At 74.4% G+C, this 17,043-nt stretch carries 16 protein-coding genes and 1 tRNA gene; 9 read left to right on the forward strand and 8 right to left on the reverse strand.

Annotation, left to right across the window (positions count from 1 at the left end; genetic code table 11):
* Positions 1-375: 375 nt before the first annotated feature.
* On the reverse strand, positions 376-1,431 hold the full coding sequence (locus tag ABZ719_RS15455) for an LLM class F420-dependent oxidoreductase (RefSeq protein ID WP_366725682.1): 1,056 nt from the start codon (positions 1,429-1,431) through the stop codon (positions 376-378).
* Between the two features lie 175 nt (positions 1,432-1,606).
* Here ABZ719_RS15455 and ABZ719_RS15460 point away from each other — a divergent pair, with 175 nt between their 5' ends.
* Both ABZ719_RS15460 and ABZ719_RS15465 read left to right on the forward strand, forming a co-directional pair.
* A complete protein-coding gene (locus ABZ719_RS15460) occupies positions 1,607-2,590 on the forward strand; it encodes an aldo/keto reductase (RefSeq protein ID WP_366725683.1) in 984 nt (327 codons plus the stop codon).
* Positions 2,587-5,094 (forward strand): helix-hairpin-helix domain-containing protein, encoded by a 2,508-nt coding sequence (locus tag ABZ719_RS15465; protein ID WP_366725684.1) that lies wholly within the window; start codon positions 2,587-2,589, stop codon positions 5,092-5,094. Before ABZ719_RS15460 ends, ABZ719_RS15465 begins: the two co-directional genes overlap by 4 nt.
* Positions 5,095-5,711: 617 nt before the next feature.
* Here ABZ719_RS15465 and ABZ719_RS15470 read toward each other — a convergent pair.
* On the reverse strand, positions 5,712-6,464 hold the full coding sequence (locus tag ABZ719_RS15470; protein WP_366725685.1) for a hypothetical protein: 753 nt from the start codon (positions 6,462-6,464) through the stop codon (positions 5,712-5,714).
* A gap of 47 nt (positions 6,465-6,511) precedes the next feature.
* Here ABZ719_RS15470 and ABZ719_RS15475 point away from each other — a divergent pair, with 47 nt between their 5' ends.
* The gene (locus ABZ719_RS15475) at positions 6,512-6,700 is read left to right on the forward strand and encodes a DUF5703 family protein (RefSeq protein WP_037859559.1); all 189 of its coding nucleotides are present in this window, start codon (positions 6,512-6,514) and stop codon (positions 6,698-6,700) included.
* A gap of 88 nt (positions 6,701-6,788) precedes the next feature.
* Here ABZ719_RS15475 and ABZ719_RS15480 read toward each other — a convergent pair whose 3' ends face one another.
* The 3 genes from ABZ719_RS15480 to ABZ719_RS15490 all read right to left on the reverse strand — a co-directional run bounded on the left by ABZ719_RS15480 (position 6,789) and on the right by ABZ719_RS15490 (position 9,555).
* Entirely contained in the window at positions 6,789-7,637 is an 849-nt protein-coding gene (locus tag ABZ719_RS15480) for a chaplin (protein WP_366725686.1), read from the reverse strand.
* Between the two features lie 200 nt (positions 7,638-7,837).
* Positions 7,838-8,071, reverse strand: coding sequence for a chaplin ChpH (gene chpH, locus ABZ719_RS15485; RefSeq protein WP_018570377.1), 234 nt, complete (start codon positions 8,069-8,071; stop codon positions 7,838-7,840).
* Positions 8,072-8,229: 158 nt separating this feature from the next.
* On the reverse strand, positions 8,230-9,555 hold the full coding sequence (locus ABZ719_RS15490) for a M20/M25/M40 family metallo-hydrolase (RefSeq protein WP_366725687.1): 1,326 nt from the start codon (positions 9,553-9,555) through the stop codon (positions 8,230-8,232).
* A 216-nt stretch (positions 9,556-9,771) separates the two neighbouring features.
* Between ABZ719_RS15490 and ABZ719_RS15495 the strand changes: the two genes are divergently transcribed.
* Positions 9,772-9,856 (forward strand) — tRNA-Leu (locus ABZ719_RS15495).
* A gap of 51 nt (positions 9,857-9,907) precedes the next feature.
* Here ABZ719_RS15495 and ABZ719_RS15500 read toward each other — a convergent pair.
* Together ABZ719_RS15500 and ABZ719_RS15505 are read right to left on the reverse strand one after the other, a co-directional pair.
* Positions 9,908-11,200 (reverse strand): phosphoribosyltransferase family protein, encoded by a 1,293-nt coding sequence (locus tag ABZ719_RS15500; RefSeq protein ID WP_366725688.1) that lies wholly within the window; start codon positions 11,198-11,200, stop codon positions 9,908-9,910.
* A 12-nt stretch (positions 11,201-11,212) separates the two neighbouring features.
* Positions 11,213-11,527, reverse strand: coding sequence for a dsRBD fold-containing protein (locus ABZ719_RS15505; protein ID WP_366725689.1), 315 nt, complete (start codon positions 11,525-11,527; stop codon positions 11,213-11,215).
* A gap of 297 nt (positions 11,528-11,824) precedes the next feature.
* Between ABZ719_RS15505 and ABZ719_RS15510 the strand changes: the two genes are divergently transcribed.
* A complete protein-coding gene (locus ABZ719_RS15510) occupies positions 11,825-12,196 on the forward strand; it encodes a YchJ family metal-binding protein (RefSeq protein WP_366725690.1) in 372 nt (123 codons plus the stop codon).
* Between the two features lie 24 nt (positions 12,197-12,220).
* On the opposite strand, the gene ABZ719_RS15515 is transcribed toward ABZ719_RS15510, so the two are convergent.
* Complete coding sequence (locus ABZ719_RS15515; protein WP_366725691.1) at positions 12,221-12,922, reverse strand: FadR/GntR family transcriptional regulator; 702 nt, start codon at positions 12,920-12,922, stop codon at positions 12,221-12,223.
* Between the two features lie 143 nt (positions 12,923-13,065).
* On the opposite strand from ABZ719_RS15515, the gene ABZ719_RS15520 reads away from it, so the two are divergent.
* The 4 genes from ABZ719_RS15520 to ABZ719_RS15535 all read left to right on the forward strand — a co-directional run bounded on the left by ABZ719_RS15520 (position 13,066) and on the right by ABZ719_RS15535 (position 16,967).
* The gene (locus tag ABZ719_RS15520) at positions 13,066-13,611 is read left to right on the forward strand and encodes a gluconokinase (protein ID WP_366725766.1); all 546 of its coding nucleotides are present in this window, start codon (positions 13,066-13,068) and stop codon (positions 13,609-13,611) included.
* A gap of 75 nt (positions 13,612-13,686) precedes the next feature.
* Positions 13,687-15,084 (forward strand): gluconate:H+ symporter, encoded by a 1,398-nt coding sequence (locus tag ABZ719_RS15525; RefSeq protein ID WP_037859540.1) that lies wholly within the window; start codon positions 13,687-13,689, stop codon positions 15,082-15,084.
* Between the two features lie 10 nt (positions 15,085-15,094).
* Positions 15,095-15,859 carry an SDR family oxidoreductase gene (locus tag ABZ719_RS15530; protein ID WP_366725692.1) on the forward strand — a complete coding sequence of 255 codons (765 nt, stop codon included), beginning with the start codon at positions 15,095-15,097 and terminating at the stop codon, positions 15,857-15,859.
* 37 nt (positions 15,860-15,896) lie between these two features.
* Positions 15,897-16,967, forward strand: coding sequence for an L-idonate 5-dehydrogenase (locus ABZ719_RS15535; RefSeq protein ID WP_366725693.1), 1,071 nt, complete (start codon positions 15,897-15,899; stop codon positions 16,965-16,967).
* The last annotated feature ends 76 nt before the right edge of the window (positions 16,968-17,043 follow it).

Below are 17,043 nucleotides of genomic sequence, written 5' to 3' on the forward strand. Positions count from 1 at the left end.
CGGCGCGTCGTGCCGCCGGGGCACCGTCCGGCGCCGCCCGGCGCACGGCTCGTGGCCGTTGTGGACGGCCCGGACACCCGCCGCCAGGAGCGCCGCACGGGCCCGCGACCAGCGGAGGACGCGGCCCGTCCGGGCCAGGCCCGCGAGACCGCCGGGCGGTGGGGTCAAGGGAGACCACCGTCCCGCGGGACCGTCGCGCAGGACGCGTCGAGTGCGGGGGCGGGGGTGCTGCAACAGGGGCGGGGGGCGCACTGCGCCGGCAGAGCAGCGGACACCCGGCGCGCGGGGCGTAACCCGGCGGGCGCCGGGGCGTTGTTCCCCGTGACGGCCGTGGCGGGGAAGATCCCCCGAGCCCCCACCACGGCCGCGGAAAGCTCACGCCAGTCCGGCGCGCTCCAGGGCCTCGGTGCCGGCCCGGAGCGAGGCCAGGCGCTCGTCCAGGGTGAATCCCGCCGGGGCGAGGGTCAGCGTGGTCACACCGGCCGCCGCGTAGGCCTTCATCCGGTCCGCGATCCGGTCGACGGAGCCGAGCAGCGTGGTCCGGTCGATCAGCTCGTGCGGTACGGCGGCGGCGGCGCCCTGCTTGTCGCCGGACAGGTACTTGTCCTGGATCTCGGCCGCCGCGCTCTCGTACCCCATGCGCCGGGCGAGCTGGTTGTAGAAGTTCTGCTTGCGGCTGCCCATGCCGCCGACGTAGAGCGCCGTGTAGGGGCGGAAGGTGTCGGCGAGCGCGGGTACGTCCTTGTCCTCGCCGAGCGCGAGGGGGACCGTCGGGCAGACGTCGAAGCCGTCCATCGACAGCCCGGCCTTCTCCCGTCCGGCCCGCAGATGGCGGACCGCGGTCTCCTCCAGGTGGTCGGCCGAGGGGAAGATGAGCAGGGCGCCGTCGGCGATCTCGCCGGTCTGCTCCAGGTTCTTCGGGCCGATGGCGGCGATGTAGAGCGGGATGTGCTCGCGCTGCGGGTGCACGGTCAGCTTGATCGGCTTGCCGGGGCCGCCGGGCAGGGGCAGCGTCCAGTGCTCGCCGTCGTGGGTCAGCCGTTCGCGGGTCATGGCCTTGCGGACGATCTCGACGTACTCGCGGGTGCGGGCGAGCGGCTTGTCGAACTTGACGCCGTACCAGCCCTCGGAGACCTGCGGGCCCGAGACGCCGAGGCCGAGGCGGAACCGGCCGCCGGACAGCGAGTCGAGCGTGGCCGCGGTCATCGCCGTCATCGCCGGCTGGCGGGCGGGGATCTGGAAGATGGCCGAGCCGACGTCGATGCGCTCGGTCTGCGCCGCGACCCAGGTGAGGACGGTGGCCGCGTCCGAGCCGTAGGCCTCGGCCGCCCAGCACACGGCGTAGCCGAGGCGGTCCGCCTCCTGCGCGACGGCCAGATTGTCCGCGTCCATGCCGGCACCCCAGTAGCCGAGGTTGATCCCGAGCCGCATGCCCAATCCCCTTACCGATGAGTAACGTGCCTGTGCGGGAGACCCTAGCGCGGGGCCGGGGAATGCGGCAGGTCGCGGCCGGTGTGACGACGGACTCGCCGGCTGCCGGGAGCGCCGGGAGCGGGTTGTCCACAGGTCACCCACGCGGCATCCGTGGCCAGTAATCTCGGCGTCCATGGAGCAGAGGCATCTCGGCCGTACGGGCCTGCGCGTGTCCCGCATCGGCCTCGGCACCCTCACCTGGGGCCGGGACACCGACGAGCACGACGCCGCGGACATGCTGAAGGCGTTCTGGGAGGCGGGCGGCACCCTCGTCGACACGGCCGACGTGTACGGCGACGGAGAGGCCGAGTACCTGCTCGGGCGGCTGATGGAAGGGCTCGTTCCGCGCCACGACCTGATCGTGTCGACGAAGGCCGGCAGCGTGCCGGACCCCGACCGGCGCTTCGACGGCTCCCGCGGCCATCTGCTGGCGGCCCTGGACGCCTCGCTCACCCGCCTCGGCACGGACTACATCGACGTGTGGCACGTGCACGCGTACGACCCGTACACGCCGCTGGAGGAGACCCTCCAGGCCCTCGACCTGGCCGTGAGCAGCGGCCGGGTGCGCTATGCCGGGGTCTCGAACTTCTGCGGCTGGCAGCTGGCCAAGGCGGCCACCTGGCAGCTGGCGGCGCCGGGCACCCGGACCCGGCTGGCCAGCACGCAGATGGAGTACTCGCTGCTGCAGCGGGGCGTCGAGCGCGAGGTGCTGCCCGCCGCGCTCGATCTGGGCATCGGCATGCTGCCCTCCTCCCCCCTGGGCAGAGGTGTGCTGACCGGCAAGTACCGCGACGGGCTGCCGACGGACTCGCGGGGCGCCTCGGACCATCTGGCGCCGTTCGTCGAGCCGTACCTCGACGACACCGCCGGCCGCATCGTCGACGCGGTGACCACGGCGGCGGACGGGCTGGCGGTGACCCCGCTCCAGGTCGCGCTCGCCTGGGTCCGGGACCGGCCCGGCGTGACCGCCCCGGTCATCGGCGCGCGCACGGCGCAGCAGCTCACGGCCGCATTGTCAGTGGAGACCCTTAGTCTTCCTGACGAGATCTGCCGGGCGCTCGACGACGTGTCGGCGCCCGTGCACCGCTATCCCGATCACGACTGGAGCACGCTGTGAGCACGGAGCCGGAGACCACGGAGAACACCGGGCCGGGGACCCCGGAAGCCGTCCCGGACCCGCGGGGCACCGGCCCGGACCCGGCCGGTACCGAGGCGTCCGGCGCGCAGGGACCGGGCGCGGCGGGGGCCGGTGCCGAGGGGCCCGGCACCGACGAGCCCGGCACCGACGGATCAGGCGACGCGGGGTCCGGGGGCGTCTCGGGCGGCGGTGGGGCGGACACGGCCGGCCCGGGTGACGGCGGCGCCGGCCCGGCGGGCGCGGGCTCGGCGGGCGGGGGCGTCGGCTCGGGCGCGGGCGTGGGCTCGGGCGCGGGCGCGGGCTCGGGCGCGGGCGGTGTTGAAGGTGCCGAAGACGCCGGCGGGGCCGAGTCGGGGGGCGGCGACGAAGTCGGTCGAAGCGGTGACGAGGACGGGCCGGGGGCCGCGGAGCAGGGCGGCTCCGACGGCGGAGGCCGGCTGTCCGAGGCCGAGGCGGAACTCGCCGCGCAGCGGGTGGAGCGGGAGCGCATCGCGCGGCGGAAGGCGGAGAAGGCGGCGCCGATCGAGAGCGGGACCAAGCTCAGCGGCCGGGCGGCCGACCTGCTCGCCGCGGTGCGGGCCGTGGAGAGCGGTGCGAAACCCACGGCCGCGGTCTTCGCCGAGCCGGAGCCGGAAGCCGTGCGGCGCAGGCCCGCTCCCGAACCGGCACGGCGGCCGGCCCCTGCGCCGGCCGAAGCGGCCCCCGCGTCGCCGGCTCCCACCGCCGGGACCGTCGAGGCCGTGGGGCGGGTACTGGCCGAGGGCGGCGCCCCGCGGACACTCGCCCTCCCGGTCACCTCGGCCCTCGGTGAGAGTGCCGAGGACCGGCTGCGGGCCGACCCCTGGCAGTTGCTCCGCGTCCCGGGCGTACGCCCGGAGCAGGCGGACGGCTTCGCGCGGGCGCTGCTCGGGGCGGAGTGCGGGCCCGCCGACGAGCGGCGCGGCCGGTCGTTCACCGTCTGGCTCCTGGAGCAGGCGGCGCTCGCCGGGCACACCGCCCTCGACGCGCCGGCGCTCACCGCCGCCCTGGCCCAGCGCGGCGTCCCCGAGCCGGACGGTGCTCTGCAGGCCGCCCTCGCGGAGGGCGAGGCCCTGGTGTTCCAGGACGCCCTGGAGGAGCCGGGGGCACCGGCTGCCCCGGCCGGCGGCGGGGAGGGCGACGCGGAGGACGGCGAGACCGGCGAGGAACGCCCGGTGCGGATCCTGGTCGGCCTGGAGCGGTACGCGCTCGCCGAGGAGAGCCTGGCCGACGGCCTGGCCCGGCTCGTCAACTCCGCACCGAAGGAGGATGCGCCCGCGCAGAGCTGGGAGCGGGCCGCCGCGGAGGCCCGGGGTTCCACGGCCGAGCTGATCCGCGCGGTCGCGGGCCACGGCCTGGTGCTGCACACGGGCGGGGAGGCTTCCCGGTCGGAGGCGGCCCGGCTGCTCCGGGTGGCCCACGGCCTCGGGCTGCGCGCCTGGGGCGCCACGCACAGTCCGCTCGGCCGGGACGCCTTCACCGCCTCCGAACAGGCCGAGGAGGGCGGTCACGCCGTCGCCACGGTGGCCGGGCTGCTGTCCGGCGCCGAGGGGCCGGGCCGGGACGCGGACGGCGCCCTCGACCTGGATCTCCTCGTCGTCCTCGACGCCCCCCAGCTCGACGTCGAGACGGCGGCCCTGGTCGTGGAGTCGCTGCCGGACGGCGCCCGGCTGGTGCTCGCCGGGGATCCCGGGGTGCTGTGGTCCGTCGGCCCCGGGCGGGTCTTCGCGGACCTGCTGGCGGCAGGGGTCTGCCCGCGCGTCGCCTCCCGGGTGCCGGACCCCGGTCCACTGGGCGAGCTGGTCTCCGGGATCGGCGTCGGCGAGCTGAACCAGGTGGAGGCCCCCGGCAAGGAGGTCGTGATCGTTCCGGTACGGGACGCGGGCGAGGCCGTGCACCGCACGGTCCAGCTCGTCGCGGACTCGGTGCCGCGGGCGATCGGTGTCCCGGCGGAGCAGACCGTGGTGATCACGCCGGGGCACGGCGGCGCGGCGGGCACCCGCGCGCTCAACGCGGCGCTCAAAGAACGGCTGAATCCGGGCCCCGGCCGCTTCGGCGGCTTCGACCCGGGTGACCGGGTGGCCTACTCCCCCGCCCCCGGCCGGACACTGCCCGGTCAGGTGGTGAAGGCCGACGCCGACGGGCTGCACCTGTCGTGCGCGGGCGAGCCCGTGGTCGTGCCCAAGGAGCGGGTGGAGGGCTGCGTGCGGCACGGGTGGGCGCTGACCGCGCACCAGGCCGTGGGCAGCCGGTGGCCCGCGGCGGTCGTGGTCCTCCCCGGGGACGCCGCGCAGGCGCTCAGCAGGCCGTGGGTCTACACCGCGTTCGGCCGGGCGAGCCGTCACCTGTCCGTGGTGCACGGTGTGGAGCAGGCGCTCCCCAGGGCCGTGGCCGAGGTCCCGGCCCGGCCGCGCACCACCCGGCTGCCCGTCCTGCTGGCCCCGCAGACGCGGGCCGAGGCGTAGGCCCGCACCCGGTCCCAGCACGCGGAACCCGGCTGCCGGGGCCCGTGCCGACGCGGGCTCAGCGATCCTGCTGGCCCCGCAGACGCGGGCCGAGGCGTTGGCCCGCGGCCGGTCCCAGCACGCGGAACCTGGTGCCGGGACCGGAGCAGAACCGGCACCGGAACGAACCGGTGCCGGGGCGGGGATGGGCGGTGGCAGCCCGGCCCCGTGCCGACGCGGGCCCAGCGATCAGGGCCGGGCCACCGCAGGCACCCGGCACGGCCCCCGACGCCACCACCGGCGCAGGAGCCGGCAGGATCAGCGGTCCGCATCAGGCCCGCCCCAGGCCCCGGTACAGCCGCCGCCACCGCCGAAGCAAAGGCGGCCGGGCCCAGCGGCCCGCCCTAGAACCCTCCCCAGGCACCCGGCACGGCCCCCGGCGCCACCACCGGCGCAGGAGCCGGCAGGGTCAGCGGTCCGCATCAGGCCCGCCCCCGCCCCAGGCACGGGTACAGCCACCGGCGCGATCGCCGGCGCAGAGGCTGCTGGGCGCCTGCCGACGCGCCGACGGCCCCGCCAGGCGGCCGGGCTCGGCCGTCCCCCTGGCGGGGCCGTCGGGGCAAGGGGGTCGGCCGGGCTCAGCGGTCCGTCGTGTCCAGGGGTTCCAGGTCCTCGTCGTCGTCCTGCTCGTCGAGGCCGGAGCCGAGATCGTCGTCGTCGAGGTCGGACTCGAGGTCCTCGGCGTCCTCGTCGTCCGCCAGGTCCTCGTCCAGTTCTTCGTCCTCATCGTCGAAGACCGCGCTGACGTCGAAGCGGCAGACCACGCGCTCCGGGTCGACCTGTTCGAACGGCGCTTCCAGCCAGTCGCCCGGATCGGCGGGCTCGTCCGCGGCCGTGACCCACAGGGTCGAGTCGCCCTCCTCCAGGCCGAACTCCTTGTGCCGGGAGGCGATCTCGTCGGGTTCGAACTCGCCGAACAGCACACCGAGCGCCCCGTGCACCGTGTCGGGGGTGCCCGCGCCGATGCCCGTTCCGGTCTCGGCGTCCGCGGCCTCCACGCGCTCGGCCTGGGCCAGCAGCCGCTGCGGCTCGGCCACGGCGTAGTCGCGGCGGATCAGCACACTGATCGCGTTCGGTTCCTCGGGGCCCGTGTACGGCGGCAGCGCGTCGTCGCCGGGGATCTCGAAGGGCGTGACCTCGTCGTAGTGGTCGTAGAGCAGTTCGTCGTACGCCTCCGCGGCCGCGGCCAGCTGGTTGAACGCCTCGTAGACGGCCGGGTCGTCGTCCCCCGACCTGCGTTCGACCGCCGCCAGGTGACGGTCGAGCGCGGTCTTGACCGCCTCGGCGGCGGCGCGTACCTCGGCAGCGGTGGGCTGCGCAGCATCAGACATAGTGCAGACGCTATCCGTACCGGGCCCCAGCCCGCACAATAGATGCGATGCCGGAATACGAATTTGTCGACGTGTTCGTCCCGCGCGGGGTGTCCCGCAAGGAGACGACGCGTCTGCTGACGGACCATGCCGAGTACGGACACTGGGAGTTGTACCGCCTGAGCCTGCTGCGGGACGGCAGCCGCAGGGTGCGGTTGCGCCGGCGGATCATCCGCCAGGTGCGTGCCACATGGTGAGCTGAGCCCGGGCCCGGCGGCCACCGGACCCAGCGGGCCCCGCGTCGGCGGGGCCCGCTTCGTCATGCCTGCGTGCCGCGGATGGCGATCAGGCCGAGGCACGCGCCCTGCGGTACAGCACCGCGCCCGCCAGCAGCGCGCCCGCACCGACCGGCAGGACGAGGCCCATGGGCAGCTCACTGCCGGTGTGGGCGAGCTGGCCGCTGCCGCGGGGAGCGGTGACGGTCTGCGTACCGGGGTGGTTGACGTGCACCGCTCCGCCGGGTGTCCGGCCCCCCGTCGACGGCGGCGTGGCCGGCGTCCCCGGATGCCCGGGAGTGCCCGGCGTGCCCGGGTGACCGGGCGTACCCGGCTGACCGGGCGTGCCCGGGTTGCCGGGGTGGCCCGGGTGACCGGGGGTGCCGGGGTGGCCCGGGTGGCCGGGCGGAGTGCCGTGGCCGCCGCCCGGAGGCGTGTGGTGCCCGCCCGTGTTGCCGCACTTGTTGCCCACCGCCGGGTTGAGCACCCCGACCACGTCGACGGTGTTGCCGCAGACGTTCACGGGCACGTCCACCGGCACCTGCACGGTGTTGCCCGAACCGACGCCCGGCGATCCCCCGGTGTGTCCGCCAGCCTGCGCGCCGCCGGAGCCGCCGTGCCCCTTTCCGCCGTGCCCCTTCCCTCCGTGACCGTGTCCGCCGGAGGCACCGCCGCCACCGACGTCGGCGCACTTGTTGCCCACCGCCGGGTTGAGCACCCCGACCACGTCGACGGTGTTGCCGCAGACGTTCACGGGCACGTGCACCGGCACCTGGACCGTGTTGCCGGACAGCACGCCCGGCGAACCGGCCGCGGCGCCCGCGGCGCCCGCGTCGGCGTACGCGGCACCGCTCGCCGCGGCGATCACGCCGGTGGCTGCCGCCATGGTCATCAGGCCCTTGCGGGTGACCTGTCGCATTTTGCTGAATCCCTGCCTTCGACCTTTTCGAACCTTCCGGAACGCGCGTCCCGTGAACGGCGGGAATCGCACCGTCGCCGGCACGGCCGCGCGCGAAAAACCGGCCGGCCCCGGAGCGCGTGGCGCGCGCTCCGGGGCCGACGGGTTCAGACCCCCCACGGAGTCGATGAAGTCAGACCCTCACGGGGCGGGGCACAACGTCACTTGTTGACGCAGGTGTTGCCGAAGGCGGGGTTCAGCAGCCCGATCACCGAGATCGTGTTGCCGCAGACGTTCACCGGCACGTGCACGGGCACCTGGATGACGTTGCCGGAGACGACGCCCGGGGACTGCACGGCGGCACCCTGGGCTCCGGAGTCGGCGGCGGCCAGGCCCGCGCCCGCGAGGACCAGCCCACCGGTGGCAACCGCGGCAGCGACGACCTTCTTGATCATTATTCCTCCTAGTTGGCAAAAGCGATCCCGTGTTGCTGATCGCATTACCTGTAACGAGGAGGGAGTAATGGAGCTACGAGCTTATCGTCGCATTCACCCTTCTCAGTTGTTTCCGCACACGCTGCCGATTACCGCGGTCAAGCAGGGGCTGACCGGGGTCAGGAGGCGTCGATGAAGCGGTCCAGCACCCGCACCCCGAACTTCAGGCCGTCCACCGGCACCCGCTCGTCGACGCCGTGGAACATGCCGGCGAAGTCCAGCTCCGGCGGCAGCTTCAGCGGCGCGAAGCCGAAGCCCCGGATGCCCAGGTCGTCGAAGGACTTGGCGTCGGTGCCGCCGGAGAGCATGTACGGGATCGCCTTCGCGGCCGGGTCCTCCGCCAGCAGCGCCGACTGCATGGCGGCGACCAGGTTCCCGTCGAACGTCGTCTCGACGGCCTTGTCGGCGTGCACGTCCTCGCGCCTGACCTTCGGGCCGAGGATCCGGTCCAGGTCGGCGAGGAACTCCTCCTCGAAACCGGGCAGGAAGCGGCCGTCGACGTGCGCCGTGGCCTCGCCCGGGATGACGTTCACCTTGTAACCGGCGCCCAGCTGGGTGGGGTTGGCGGTGTTGCTCAGGGTCGCGCCGATCAGCTTGGCGATGCCGCCGAGCCGGGCGATCGTGCCCTCCATGTCCTCCGGGTCCAGCTCGGTGCCGAGCGCGTCGCCGAGTTCGTCGAGGAAGGCCCGGGTGGTCTTGGTCACCCGCACCGGGAACTTGTGGCGCCCCAGGCGCGCGACGGCCTCCGACAGCTCGGTGATCGCGTTGTCCCGGTGGACCATCGAGCCGTGGCCCGCCGTGCCGGCCACGGTCAGCTTCATCCAGTGCATGCCCTTCTCGGCCGTCTGGATCAGGTAGAGCCGGCGCTGCTCGCTGACCGTGAAGGAAAAGCCGCCGACCTCGCTGATCGCCTCGGTGACCCCCTCGAAGAGGTCGGGGTGGTGGTCGACGAGGTGCCGGGCCCCGTAGGTGCCGCCCGCCTCCTCGTCGGCGAGGAAGGCGAGCACGATGTCCCGCGGGGGCCTGCGCCCGCTGCGCAGCCGGTCGCGCACGACGGCCAGCGTCATCGCGTCCATGTCCTTCATGTCGACGGCCCCGCGGCCCCACACGCAGCCGTCGGCGACCTCGCCCGAGAAGGGGTGGTGGGTCCAGTCGTCGGCGTTGGCCGGTACGACGTCGGTGTGGCCGTGGATCAGCAGCGCGGGCCGTGACGGGTCCTCGCCCTCGATGCGGGCCACGGTGGAGGCGCGGCCCGGGTGCGACTCGAAGATCTTCGGTTCCAGGCCCACCTCGGCGAGCTTCTCGGCGACGTACTCGGCGGCCTTGCGCTCGCCCGGACCCGAGTGGTCGCCGTAGTTGCTGGTGTCGATCTGGATCAGCTCACGGCAGAGGTCCACGACCTCGTCCTCGCCGGTGACGCCCCTGGCCGTGTCCGTCTCGCTCACGCTGCTTCCTCCCGCTGGTGTGCTGGTGGGCCACCTCGTGTGCCGGTGGTCCGCTCATCCTCCCTCTCTCCGCGGCTCCGCCCCAAGAGCGGTCCCGGCCCGTCACACTCCGTTCACGCGGGATCCGGGGGCGGACCGGGGGTGATCGGGCACGCCGGAAAGCCTGGTAATGTTTACGTCGTCGCCGCGAGGGAAACCCCGCACGACAGACACCTTGTCCGGGTGGCGGAATGGCAGACGCGCTAGCTTGAGGTGCTAGTGCCCTTTATCGGGCGTGGGGGTTCAAGTCCCCCCTCGGACACACTGGAGAACGGCGTCGACCACGGTCGGCGCCGTTCTCGCGTCGTGCTCGTCACACGTGCGTGGCCGCCATGTGGTCCGTGAACCAGTCGCGGGCCAGGTCCGTCACCGCCTCCAGGGCGCCGGGCTCACCGAAGAGGTGCGTCGCGCCCGGGACGATGGAGAGCCGGTTTTCGCAGGTCAGCACGGTCTGCGCCTGGCGGTTGAGGTCCAGGACGGTGGGGTCGGCGCCGCCGACGACGAGCAGCGTGGGCGCGGTCACCGCGGCCAGGGCGGACCCCGCCAGGTCGGGCCGCCCGCCGCGGGAGACGACGGCGGCGACACGGGCGCCCGGTTCCGCCGCGGCCCGCAGCGCCGCAGCCGCGCCGGTGCTGGCACCGAAGTAGCCGACGGCGAGGTCGCGGGCCTCGGGCCGGGCGCGCAGCCAGCGGGTGGCGTCGGCCAGGCGCGCGGCCAGCAGGCGGGTGTCGAACACGTTGTCCCGGTGTCCCGCCTCCTCCTCGGTGAGCAGGTCGAACAGCAGCGTGGCGAGGCCGGCCCGGTTCAGCCCGGTGGCGACGTACAGGTTGCGCGGGCTGTGCCGCCCGCTGCCGCTGCCGTGCGCGAAGACCACGATCCCGGCCGCGTCCGCGGGGACGGTCAGCCGCCCGCCCAGCCGTACGGCGCCTGACGCCACCTCCACCTCGCGGTCGGCGGGTCCGCGGCGCCCGGCCGAGGGCGCGCGCCGCAGGCAGGCGACCACGTCCTCGTCGTCGAGCTGCCCGAAGTCGGCGTAGAACTGGCCGACGGCGAAGAATCCGGCGGGGGTCGCCAGGCTGACCAGTTCGTCCGCCTCGCCCGCCAGCCGCCGGGTCCAGTCCGGCGGTGCGACCGGCACCGCGAGCACGGTGCGCGCCGCTCCCCTGGCCCGTACGGTCCGGCAGGCGGCGCGCGCGGTGGAACCCGTGGCCACGCCGTCGTCGACGAGCACGACGGTCCGCCCGGCGACGACGACCGGCGGGCGGCCGCCCCGGTAGCGCGCGGCGCGCCGGGCCAGCTCGCGCCGCTCGCGTTCCTCGACGCGCTCCAGGGCGCCGGGCCGTACGTGCGCCCCGCGCACGACCGTGTCGTCGACGACCCGCACGCCGTCCTCGCCGATCGCGCCCATGGCCAGCTCCGGCTGGGAGGGCACGCCGAGTTTCCGCACCAGGCAGAGGTCCAGCGGCGCGCCGAGCGCCGCCGCGACGGCGGCCGCGACCGGCACGCCCCCGCGGGGCAGTCCGAGCACGACGACGTCCGGGCCGGCGAGGTGCGCCAGGCGGGCGCCGAGCCGCCTGCCCGCTTCGTCGCGGTCCGTGAAGAGCACCGTGCGGCTCCTTCACTCCCCGGCGGACCAGAGCGGGGCGGACGAGGTCGCCTCCGGGGCTCCGACCGCCTCGATGTCGCCCGCGGCGGCGCGCAGCAGTTCGCGGCCGAGCGCGATCAGGGCACGGCCCGCGGCCAGTTCGTCGCCTATGTCGGGCACGGCCGAGTCGTAGGGGCTGCGGCGGGCCTCCGCGCAGGTCTCCACGACGTTGTCACCGGTGTCCAGGACAATTCGGGCGGTGGTGTCCGGATCGTGTTCGGACAGGTACAGGTTCAGCCGCCACTCCTTGACGGACGCAGGCCGGCTGATGTCGACGGGTCGCGTCATCGTCGGTCCCTCCTCAGCTCCGCTCGCCGGGACGGTGGACTCTCCGCCTCTCCGCACCCCTTCCACTGTGCCTCGGACGCGGGCGTGCCGCGCGGTCGTCCCGGCGGGCGGCCCGCGGCGGCGCGCACCGGGGGGCGCCGGGGCTGATGGACGGCCGCTCGGCGGGGTGGGCCGGGACGGATGGGAGGACGCTCGGCGGTGTGGGCCGGGGCGGATGGGCGACCGGCCGTCGGGGTGGGCCGGGGCGCCGGTGGGCGGTGTGGGCCCGGGTCCGCGGGCGCGGGCACAATGGGCGCCATGACCACGCGTTCCTGCCCGTGCGGGCTGACCGGGCCGTACGAGAAGTGCTGCGGCCGCTACCACGCCGGCGCCGCCGCCCCGAGCGCCGAGGCGCTGATGCGGTCGCGGTACAGCGCCTTCGTCCGGCGGGACCCGGGGTACCTGCTGCGCACCTGGCACCCGCGGACGCGGCCGGCGCGGCTGGACCTGGACCCGGCGATGCGCTGGACGGGACTGGAGATCCTGGGGACGACGGACGGTTCCGCCTTCCACACCACCGGCACCGTGACGTTCCGGGCGTCCTACCGTGGCGGCTCGCTGCACGAGCGCAGCCGTTTCGAGCGGGTGGACGGGGCGTGGGTGTACGTGGACGGCGACTTCCTGCCGTAGGACCTCAGCACGGGGCCTGCCGCCCTACGGCGCCAGGATGTCCAGCTCCTGCAGCGCGCCGACGGTGATCTCGCGGGTCAGCCGTTCGGCGCGTTCGGCGTCGCGCTCGCGGACGGCCTCGGCGACCTGGACGTGGAGGGTGACGGCCGCCGGGTCGGGGTCCTCGAACATGACCTCGTGGTGGGTGCGGCCCGCCAGCACCTCGGCGACCACGTCGCCCAGGCGCGCGAACATCTCGTTGCCCGACGCGGTGAGGATCACGCGGTGGAAGGCCATGTCGTGGAAGAGGTACTGCTCCAGGCGGTGGCCGCGTGAGTTCGCGACCATCCCGAGGGCGCACTCGGTGAGTTCGGCGCACTGCTCGGGGCCCGCGTGCCGGGCGGCCAGCCCGGCCGCCACGGGTTCGACCGCCGAGCGCAGCACGGTCAGCGAGCGCAGTTGCCGCGGCCGGTCGGCGCCCGCCAGACGCCAGCGGATGACCTGGGGGTCGTAGACGTTCCACTGGTTCTGGGGCAGGACGGTCACGCCCACGCGGCGGCGCGACTCGACCAGGTGCATGGACTCCAGGACGCGGACCGCCTCGCGCATCACGGAGCGTGAGACGTCGAAACGCTGCGCCAGTTCGTCGGTGCGCAGGACGCTGCCCGGCGGGTACTCGCCCGCGGTGATGGCGGGGCCGAGGGTGTCCAGTACGCGGCCGTGCAGCCCTCGGCCCGGTGTGCTCATGCACTCAGCGTACGGGGCGGATCACGGATTCAAAAAGTCAGACTTATACGTCACAGTCTCTTGAATTCGTCGTACCTAATGGGTTTCAGTGTGGCGGACGCCGGATGTCGGCGTCCCATGTCGAGGAAGACAGCGAGGCAGTGATGCGCACCCCCCACGTCGTCGTGGTGATGGGCGTCGCCGGCACGGGCAAGACCACGATCGGTCCCCTGCTCGCGGCCCGGCTCGGCGTCCCGTACGCCGAGGGCGACGACTTCCACCCGCAGGCCAACATCGACAAGATGTCGGCCGGAATCCCGCTCGACGACGACGACCGGTGGCCCTGGCTCGACGCCATCGGCGGCTGGGCGCACGGGCGGGCGGGGCTCGGCGGGGTGGTGAGCAGCTCGGCGCTGAAGCGGTCCTACCGCGACCGGCTCAGGGCGGCGGCCCCCGGGATCGTCTTCGTCCATCTGACGGGCTCCCGGCAGCTCATCGAGGACCGGATGACGCACCGCCAGGGTCACTTCATGCCGACCGCGCTGCTGGACTCCCAGTTCGCCACGCTCCAGCCGCTCCAGGCGGACGAGCGGGGCGTCGCGGTGGACGTCTCCGGCTCGCCGGAGGAGATCACCGCGCGCGCCGTGGCCGCGCTGGACGACCTCGACAGCACCGCGCGGTCCGCCCCGGCCGAGCCGTCCCCCCGGTGACGCCTCTCCCCCACGGCCGCCGGCCGCGCCACCTCTGAAACCCACCGTCCCTCTTCACCACCAAGGGAACTCCCCGTGACCAGACTCAGCGTCGAGATGCTGGCAGCGGACGCGCCCCCGCCGATCACCTCGGCCGGACACGCCCAGCTGGGAATCGCCGTCCTGGCGGGCATCGCCGTCATCGTCCTGCTCATCACCAAGTTCAAGCTGCACGCCTTCCTGTCGCTGACCATCGGGTCACTCGTGCTCGGCGCGGTCGCCGGCGCGCCGCTGGACAAGGCGATCACCAGCTTCACCAGCGGCCTCGGTTCGACGGTCGCGGGCGTGGGCGTACTGATCGCGCTGGGTGCGATCCTCGGCAAGCTGCTCGCCGACTCGGGCGGCGCGGACCAGGTCGTCGACACGATCCTGGCGAAGGCCGGGGGCCGGGCGATGCCGTGGGCGATGGTGCTGATCGCCTCGGTGATCGGTCTGCCGCTGTTCTTCGAGGTCGGCATCGTGCTGCTGATCCCGGTGGTCCTGATGGTGGCCAAGCGCGGCAACTACTCCCTGATGCGGATCGGGATCCCGGCGCTGGCCGGTCTGTCCGTGATGCACGGTCTGATCCCGCCGCACCCCGGCCCGCTGGTCGCGATCGACGCGGTCAAGGCCAACCTGGGCGTGACGCTGGCGCTGGGCATAGTCGTCGCGATACCGACCGTGATCATCGCCGGTCCGCTGTTCTCCAAGGTCGCCGCCCGCTGGGTGGACGTCCCCGCCCCGGACCGCATGCTCCCGGAGCGCGCCTCGGAGCAGCTGGAGCGCCGGCCGGGCTTCGGCGCCACGCTGGCCACGGTGCTGCTGCCGGTCGTGCTGATGCTGGTCAAGGCCCTCGTCGACATCGTCGTGGACGACCCGGCGAACATGACCCAGCGGGTCTTCGACGTGATCGGCTCGCCGCTGATCGCGCTGCTCGCCGCCGTGATCGTCGGCATCTTCACGCTGGGCCGGCCGGCCGGGTTCACCAAGGAGCGCGTCAACTCCACCGTCGAGAAGGGCCTGATGCCCATCGCGGGCGTCATGCTCATCGTCGGCGCGGGCGGCGGCTTCAAGCAGACGCTGATCGACTGCGGGGTGGGCCAGATGATCCTGGACATCTCCAAGAGCTGGTCGATCCCGGCGGTGCTGCTGGCCTGGCTGATCGCGGTGGTGATCCGGCTCGCGACCGGTTCGGCGACCGTGGCGACCGTCTCGGCGGCCGGTCTGGTCGCGCCGCTGGCGGCCGACATGTCGACCACCCACGCCGCCCTGCTGGTGCTGGCGATCGGCGCCGGTTCGCTCTTCTTCAGCCACGTCAACGACGCCGGCTTCTGGCTGGTGAAGGAGTACTTCGGGCTGGACGTCGGCCAGACGGTCAAGACCTGGTCGCTGATGGAGACGATCCTCTCCGTGGTGGCGGGCGCCCTGGTCCTCGTCCTCTCCCTGATCCTGTAGGGCTGCGGCGATGACGGCTCACCCCCTCTTCGACATCGCCGGCCGCACCGCCCTGGTCACCGGCTCCTCACGGGGCATCGGGCTGGCCCTGGCCCGCGGCCTGGCCGAGGCCGGCTGCACGGTCGTCCTCAACGGCCGGGACGGCGGCACGCTCGCGAAGGCGGCCTCCGCACTGCCCGGCGACCGGGTGCACACGGCGGCGTTCGACGTGACCGACGGCGCCTCGGTGGCGGCCGGGATCGCGGACGTCGAGGAGCGGGTGGGCCCGCTCGACATCCTGGTCAACAACGCGGGCATGCAACTGCGCGCCCCGCTCCTGGAGTTCACGGACGCGGACTGGCACCGGATCCTGGACACCAACCTCACCAGCGCCTTCCTCGTCGGGCGGGAGGCCGCCCGGCGGATGACCGGGCGCGGCCACGGCAAGATCATCAACATCTGCTCGCTGCAGAGCGAGGTGGTCCGCCCCGGCATCGCGCCCTACGCGGCCACCAAGGGCGCGCTGAAGATGCTCACCAAGGGCATGTGCGCCGACTGGGGGCCGTACGGCGTGCAGGTCAACGGACTGGGGCCCGGCTACATCGAGACCGAGCTGACCGAACCCCTCGTCCAGGACGAGGAGTTCAGCGCGTGGGTGCGCCGCCGCACCCCGGCCGGCCGCTGGGGCCGTACCGAGGACCTGGTGGGCGGGGTGCTGTTCCTCGCCTCCCCGGCCGCGGACTTCGTCTCCGGGCAGGTGCTGTACGTCGACGGCGGCATGACGAGCGTGCTGTAGGCGGCATGACGAGCGTGCGGCGGAAGGGCGGTCCCGGATGCTGGGCTGTGTGATCCACGGTCAGGGCGACCTGCGGGTGCGGGAGCTGCCGGTGCCCGAGCCCGGTCCCGGGCAGGCACTGGTCGCCGTCCGCTACGGCGGGGTGTGCGGTTCCGACCTGCACTACTGGCGCCACGGCGCCGTCGGCGACTTCCGGCTGAGGGAACCGATGGTGCTCGGGCACGAGGTGGCCGGCACGGTCGTCTCCTACGGTCCCGGAGCCGGCGGCCCGGCCCCGGGCACGGCGGTCGCGGTGCACCCGGCGACCCCGTGCGGGACCTGTCCCGAGTGCGCGGACGGGCGGCGCAACGTCTGCCGGGACACCCGCTACCTGGGCAGTGCGGCCCGTTTCCCGCACGTCCAGGGCGGCTTCGCGGCGCGCGTGGCCGTCCCGGCCGCGCAGGTGCGGCCGCTCCCGGCGGGTCTGGACCTGCGCCGGGCCGCCCTCGCCGAACCGCTTGCGGTGGCGCTGCACGCGGTGCGCCGGGCCGGGGACGTGGCGGGCCGGCACCTGCTGGTGACCGGGGCGGGGCCGATCGGCTGCCTGGTCGTCGCCGCGGCGCGGGCGGCGGGCGCGGCCCGCGTGACCGTCACCGACCTGGTGCCGCGCGCCCTGCGGTACGCCTCGGCCGCCGGCGCCGACACGGTCGTACGGGCCGACGACCCGGCGGACCCCGGGTGGCCGTCCGAAGCCGACGTGGCCGTGGAGGCCTCCGGCGTGGCGGCCGGGCTCGACACGTGCCTGCGCCTGGTGCGGCGCGGCGGGGTGGTCGTCCAGCTGGGGATGCTGCCGGCCGGGCGGTCGCCGTTCGCCGGGAACCTCGTCGTCAGCCGGGAGATCGAGCTGCGCGGGGCGTTCCGCTTCGATACGGAGTTCGACGGGGCGCTGCGGCTGCTGGCCGCCGAACCCGTCTTCGACGAGCTGGTCAGCGCGGTGGTCCCGGTGGCCGACGCCGAGGCGGCGTTCGCGCTGGCGGCGGACCGCACGCGGTCGTGCAAGGTGCTGCTGGACTTCGGGGACCCTCGATCGGACCCGGGAGACCTCGAAGGGGACGTCAGCTCACGCTGACCTCCTGAGCCCCGGTGACCTCGGCGGTCACGGGGCCTCGTCGGTCAGGGCCCTCGCCGACGGAGGTGTCCTCGGC

Origin of the sequence: Streptomyces sp. NPDC006743 (assembly GCF_040703815.1) — a bacterium.
Lineage (GTDB): Bacteria > Actinomycetota > Actinomycetes > Streptomycetales > Streptomycetaceae > Streptomyces.

Coding starts and splice junctions, on each gene's coding strand:
- ABZ719_RS15455 (WP_366725682.1), bottom strand. CDS start 1,431: ATGCGGCTCGGGATCAACCTCGGCTACTGGGGTGCCGGCATGGACGCG.
- ABZ719_RS15460 (WP_366725683.1), top strand. CDS start 1,607: ATGGAGCAGAGGCATCTCGGCCGTACGGGCCTGCGCGTGTCCCGCATC.
- ABZ719_RS15470 (WP_366725685.1), bottom strand. CDS start 6,464: ATGTCTGATGCTGCGCAGCCCACCGCTGCCGAGGTACGCGCCGCCGCC.
- ABZ719_RS15475 (WP_037859559.1), top strand. CDS start 6,512: ATGCCGGAATACGAATTTGTCGACGTGTTCGTCCCGCGCGGGGTGTCC.
- ABZ719_RS15480 (WP_366725686.1), bottom strand. CDS start 7,637: ATGCGACAGGTCACCCGCAAGGGCCTGATGACCATGGCGGCAGCCACC.
- chpH (WP_018570377.1), bottom strand. CDS start 8,071: ATGATCAAGAAGGTCGTCGCTGCCGCGGTTGCCACCGGTGGGCTGGTC.
- ABZ719_RS15505 (WP_366725689.1), bottom strand. CDS start 11,527: ATGACGCGACCCGTCGACATCAGCCGGCCTGCGTCCGTCAAGGAGTGG.
- ABZ719_RS15510 (WP_366725690.1), top strand. CDS start 11,825: ATGACCACGCGTTCCTGCCCGTGCGGGCTGACCGGGCCGTACGAGAAG.
- ABZ719_RS15515 (WP_366725691.1), bottom strand. CDS start 12,922: ATGAGCACACCGGGCCGAGGGCTGCACGGCCGCGTACTGGACACCCTC.
- ABZ719_RS15520 (WP_366725766.1), top strand. CDS start 13,066: ATGCGCACCCCCCACGTCGTCGTGGTGATGGGCGTCGCCGGCACGGGC.
- ABZ719_RS15530 (WP_366725692.1), top strand. CDS start 15,095: ATGACGGCTCACCCCCTCTTCGACATCGCCGGCCGCACCGCCCTGGTC.
- ABZ719_RS15535 (WP_366725693.1), top strand. CDS start 15,897: ATGCTGGGCTGTGTGATCCACGGTCAGGGCGACCTGCGGGTGCGGGAG.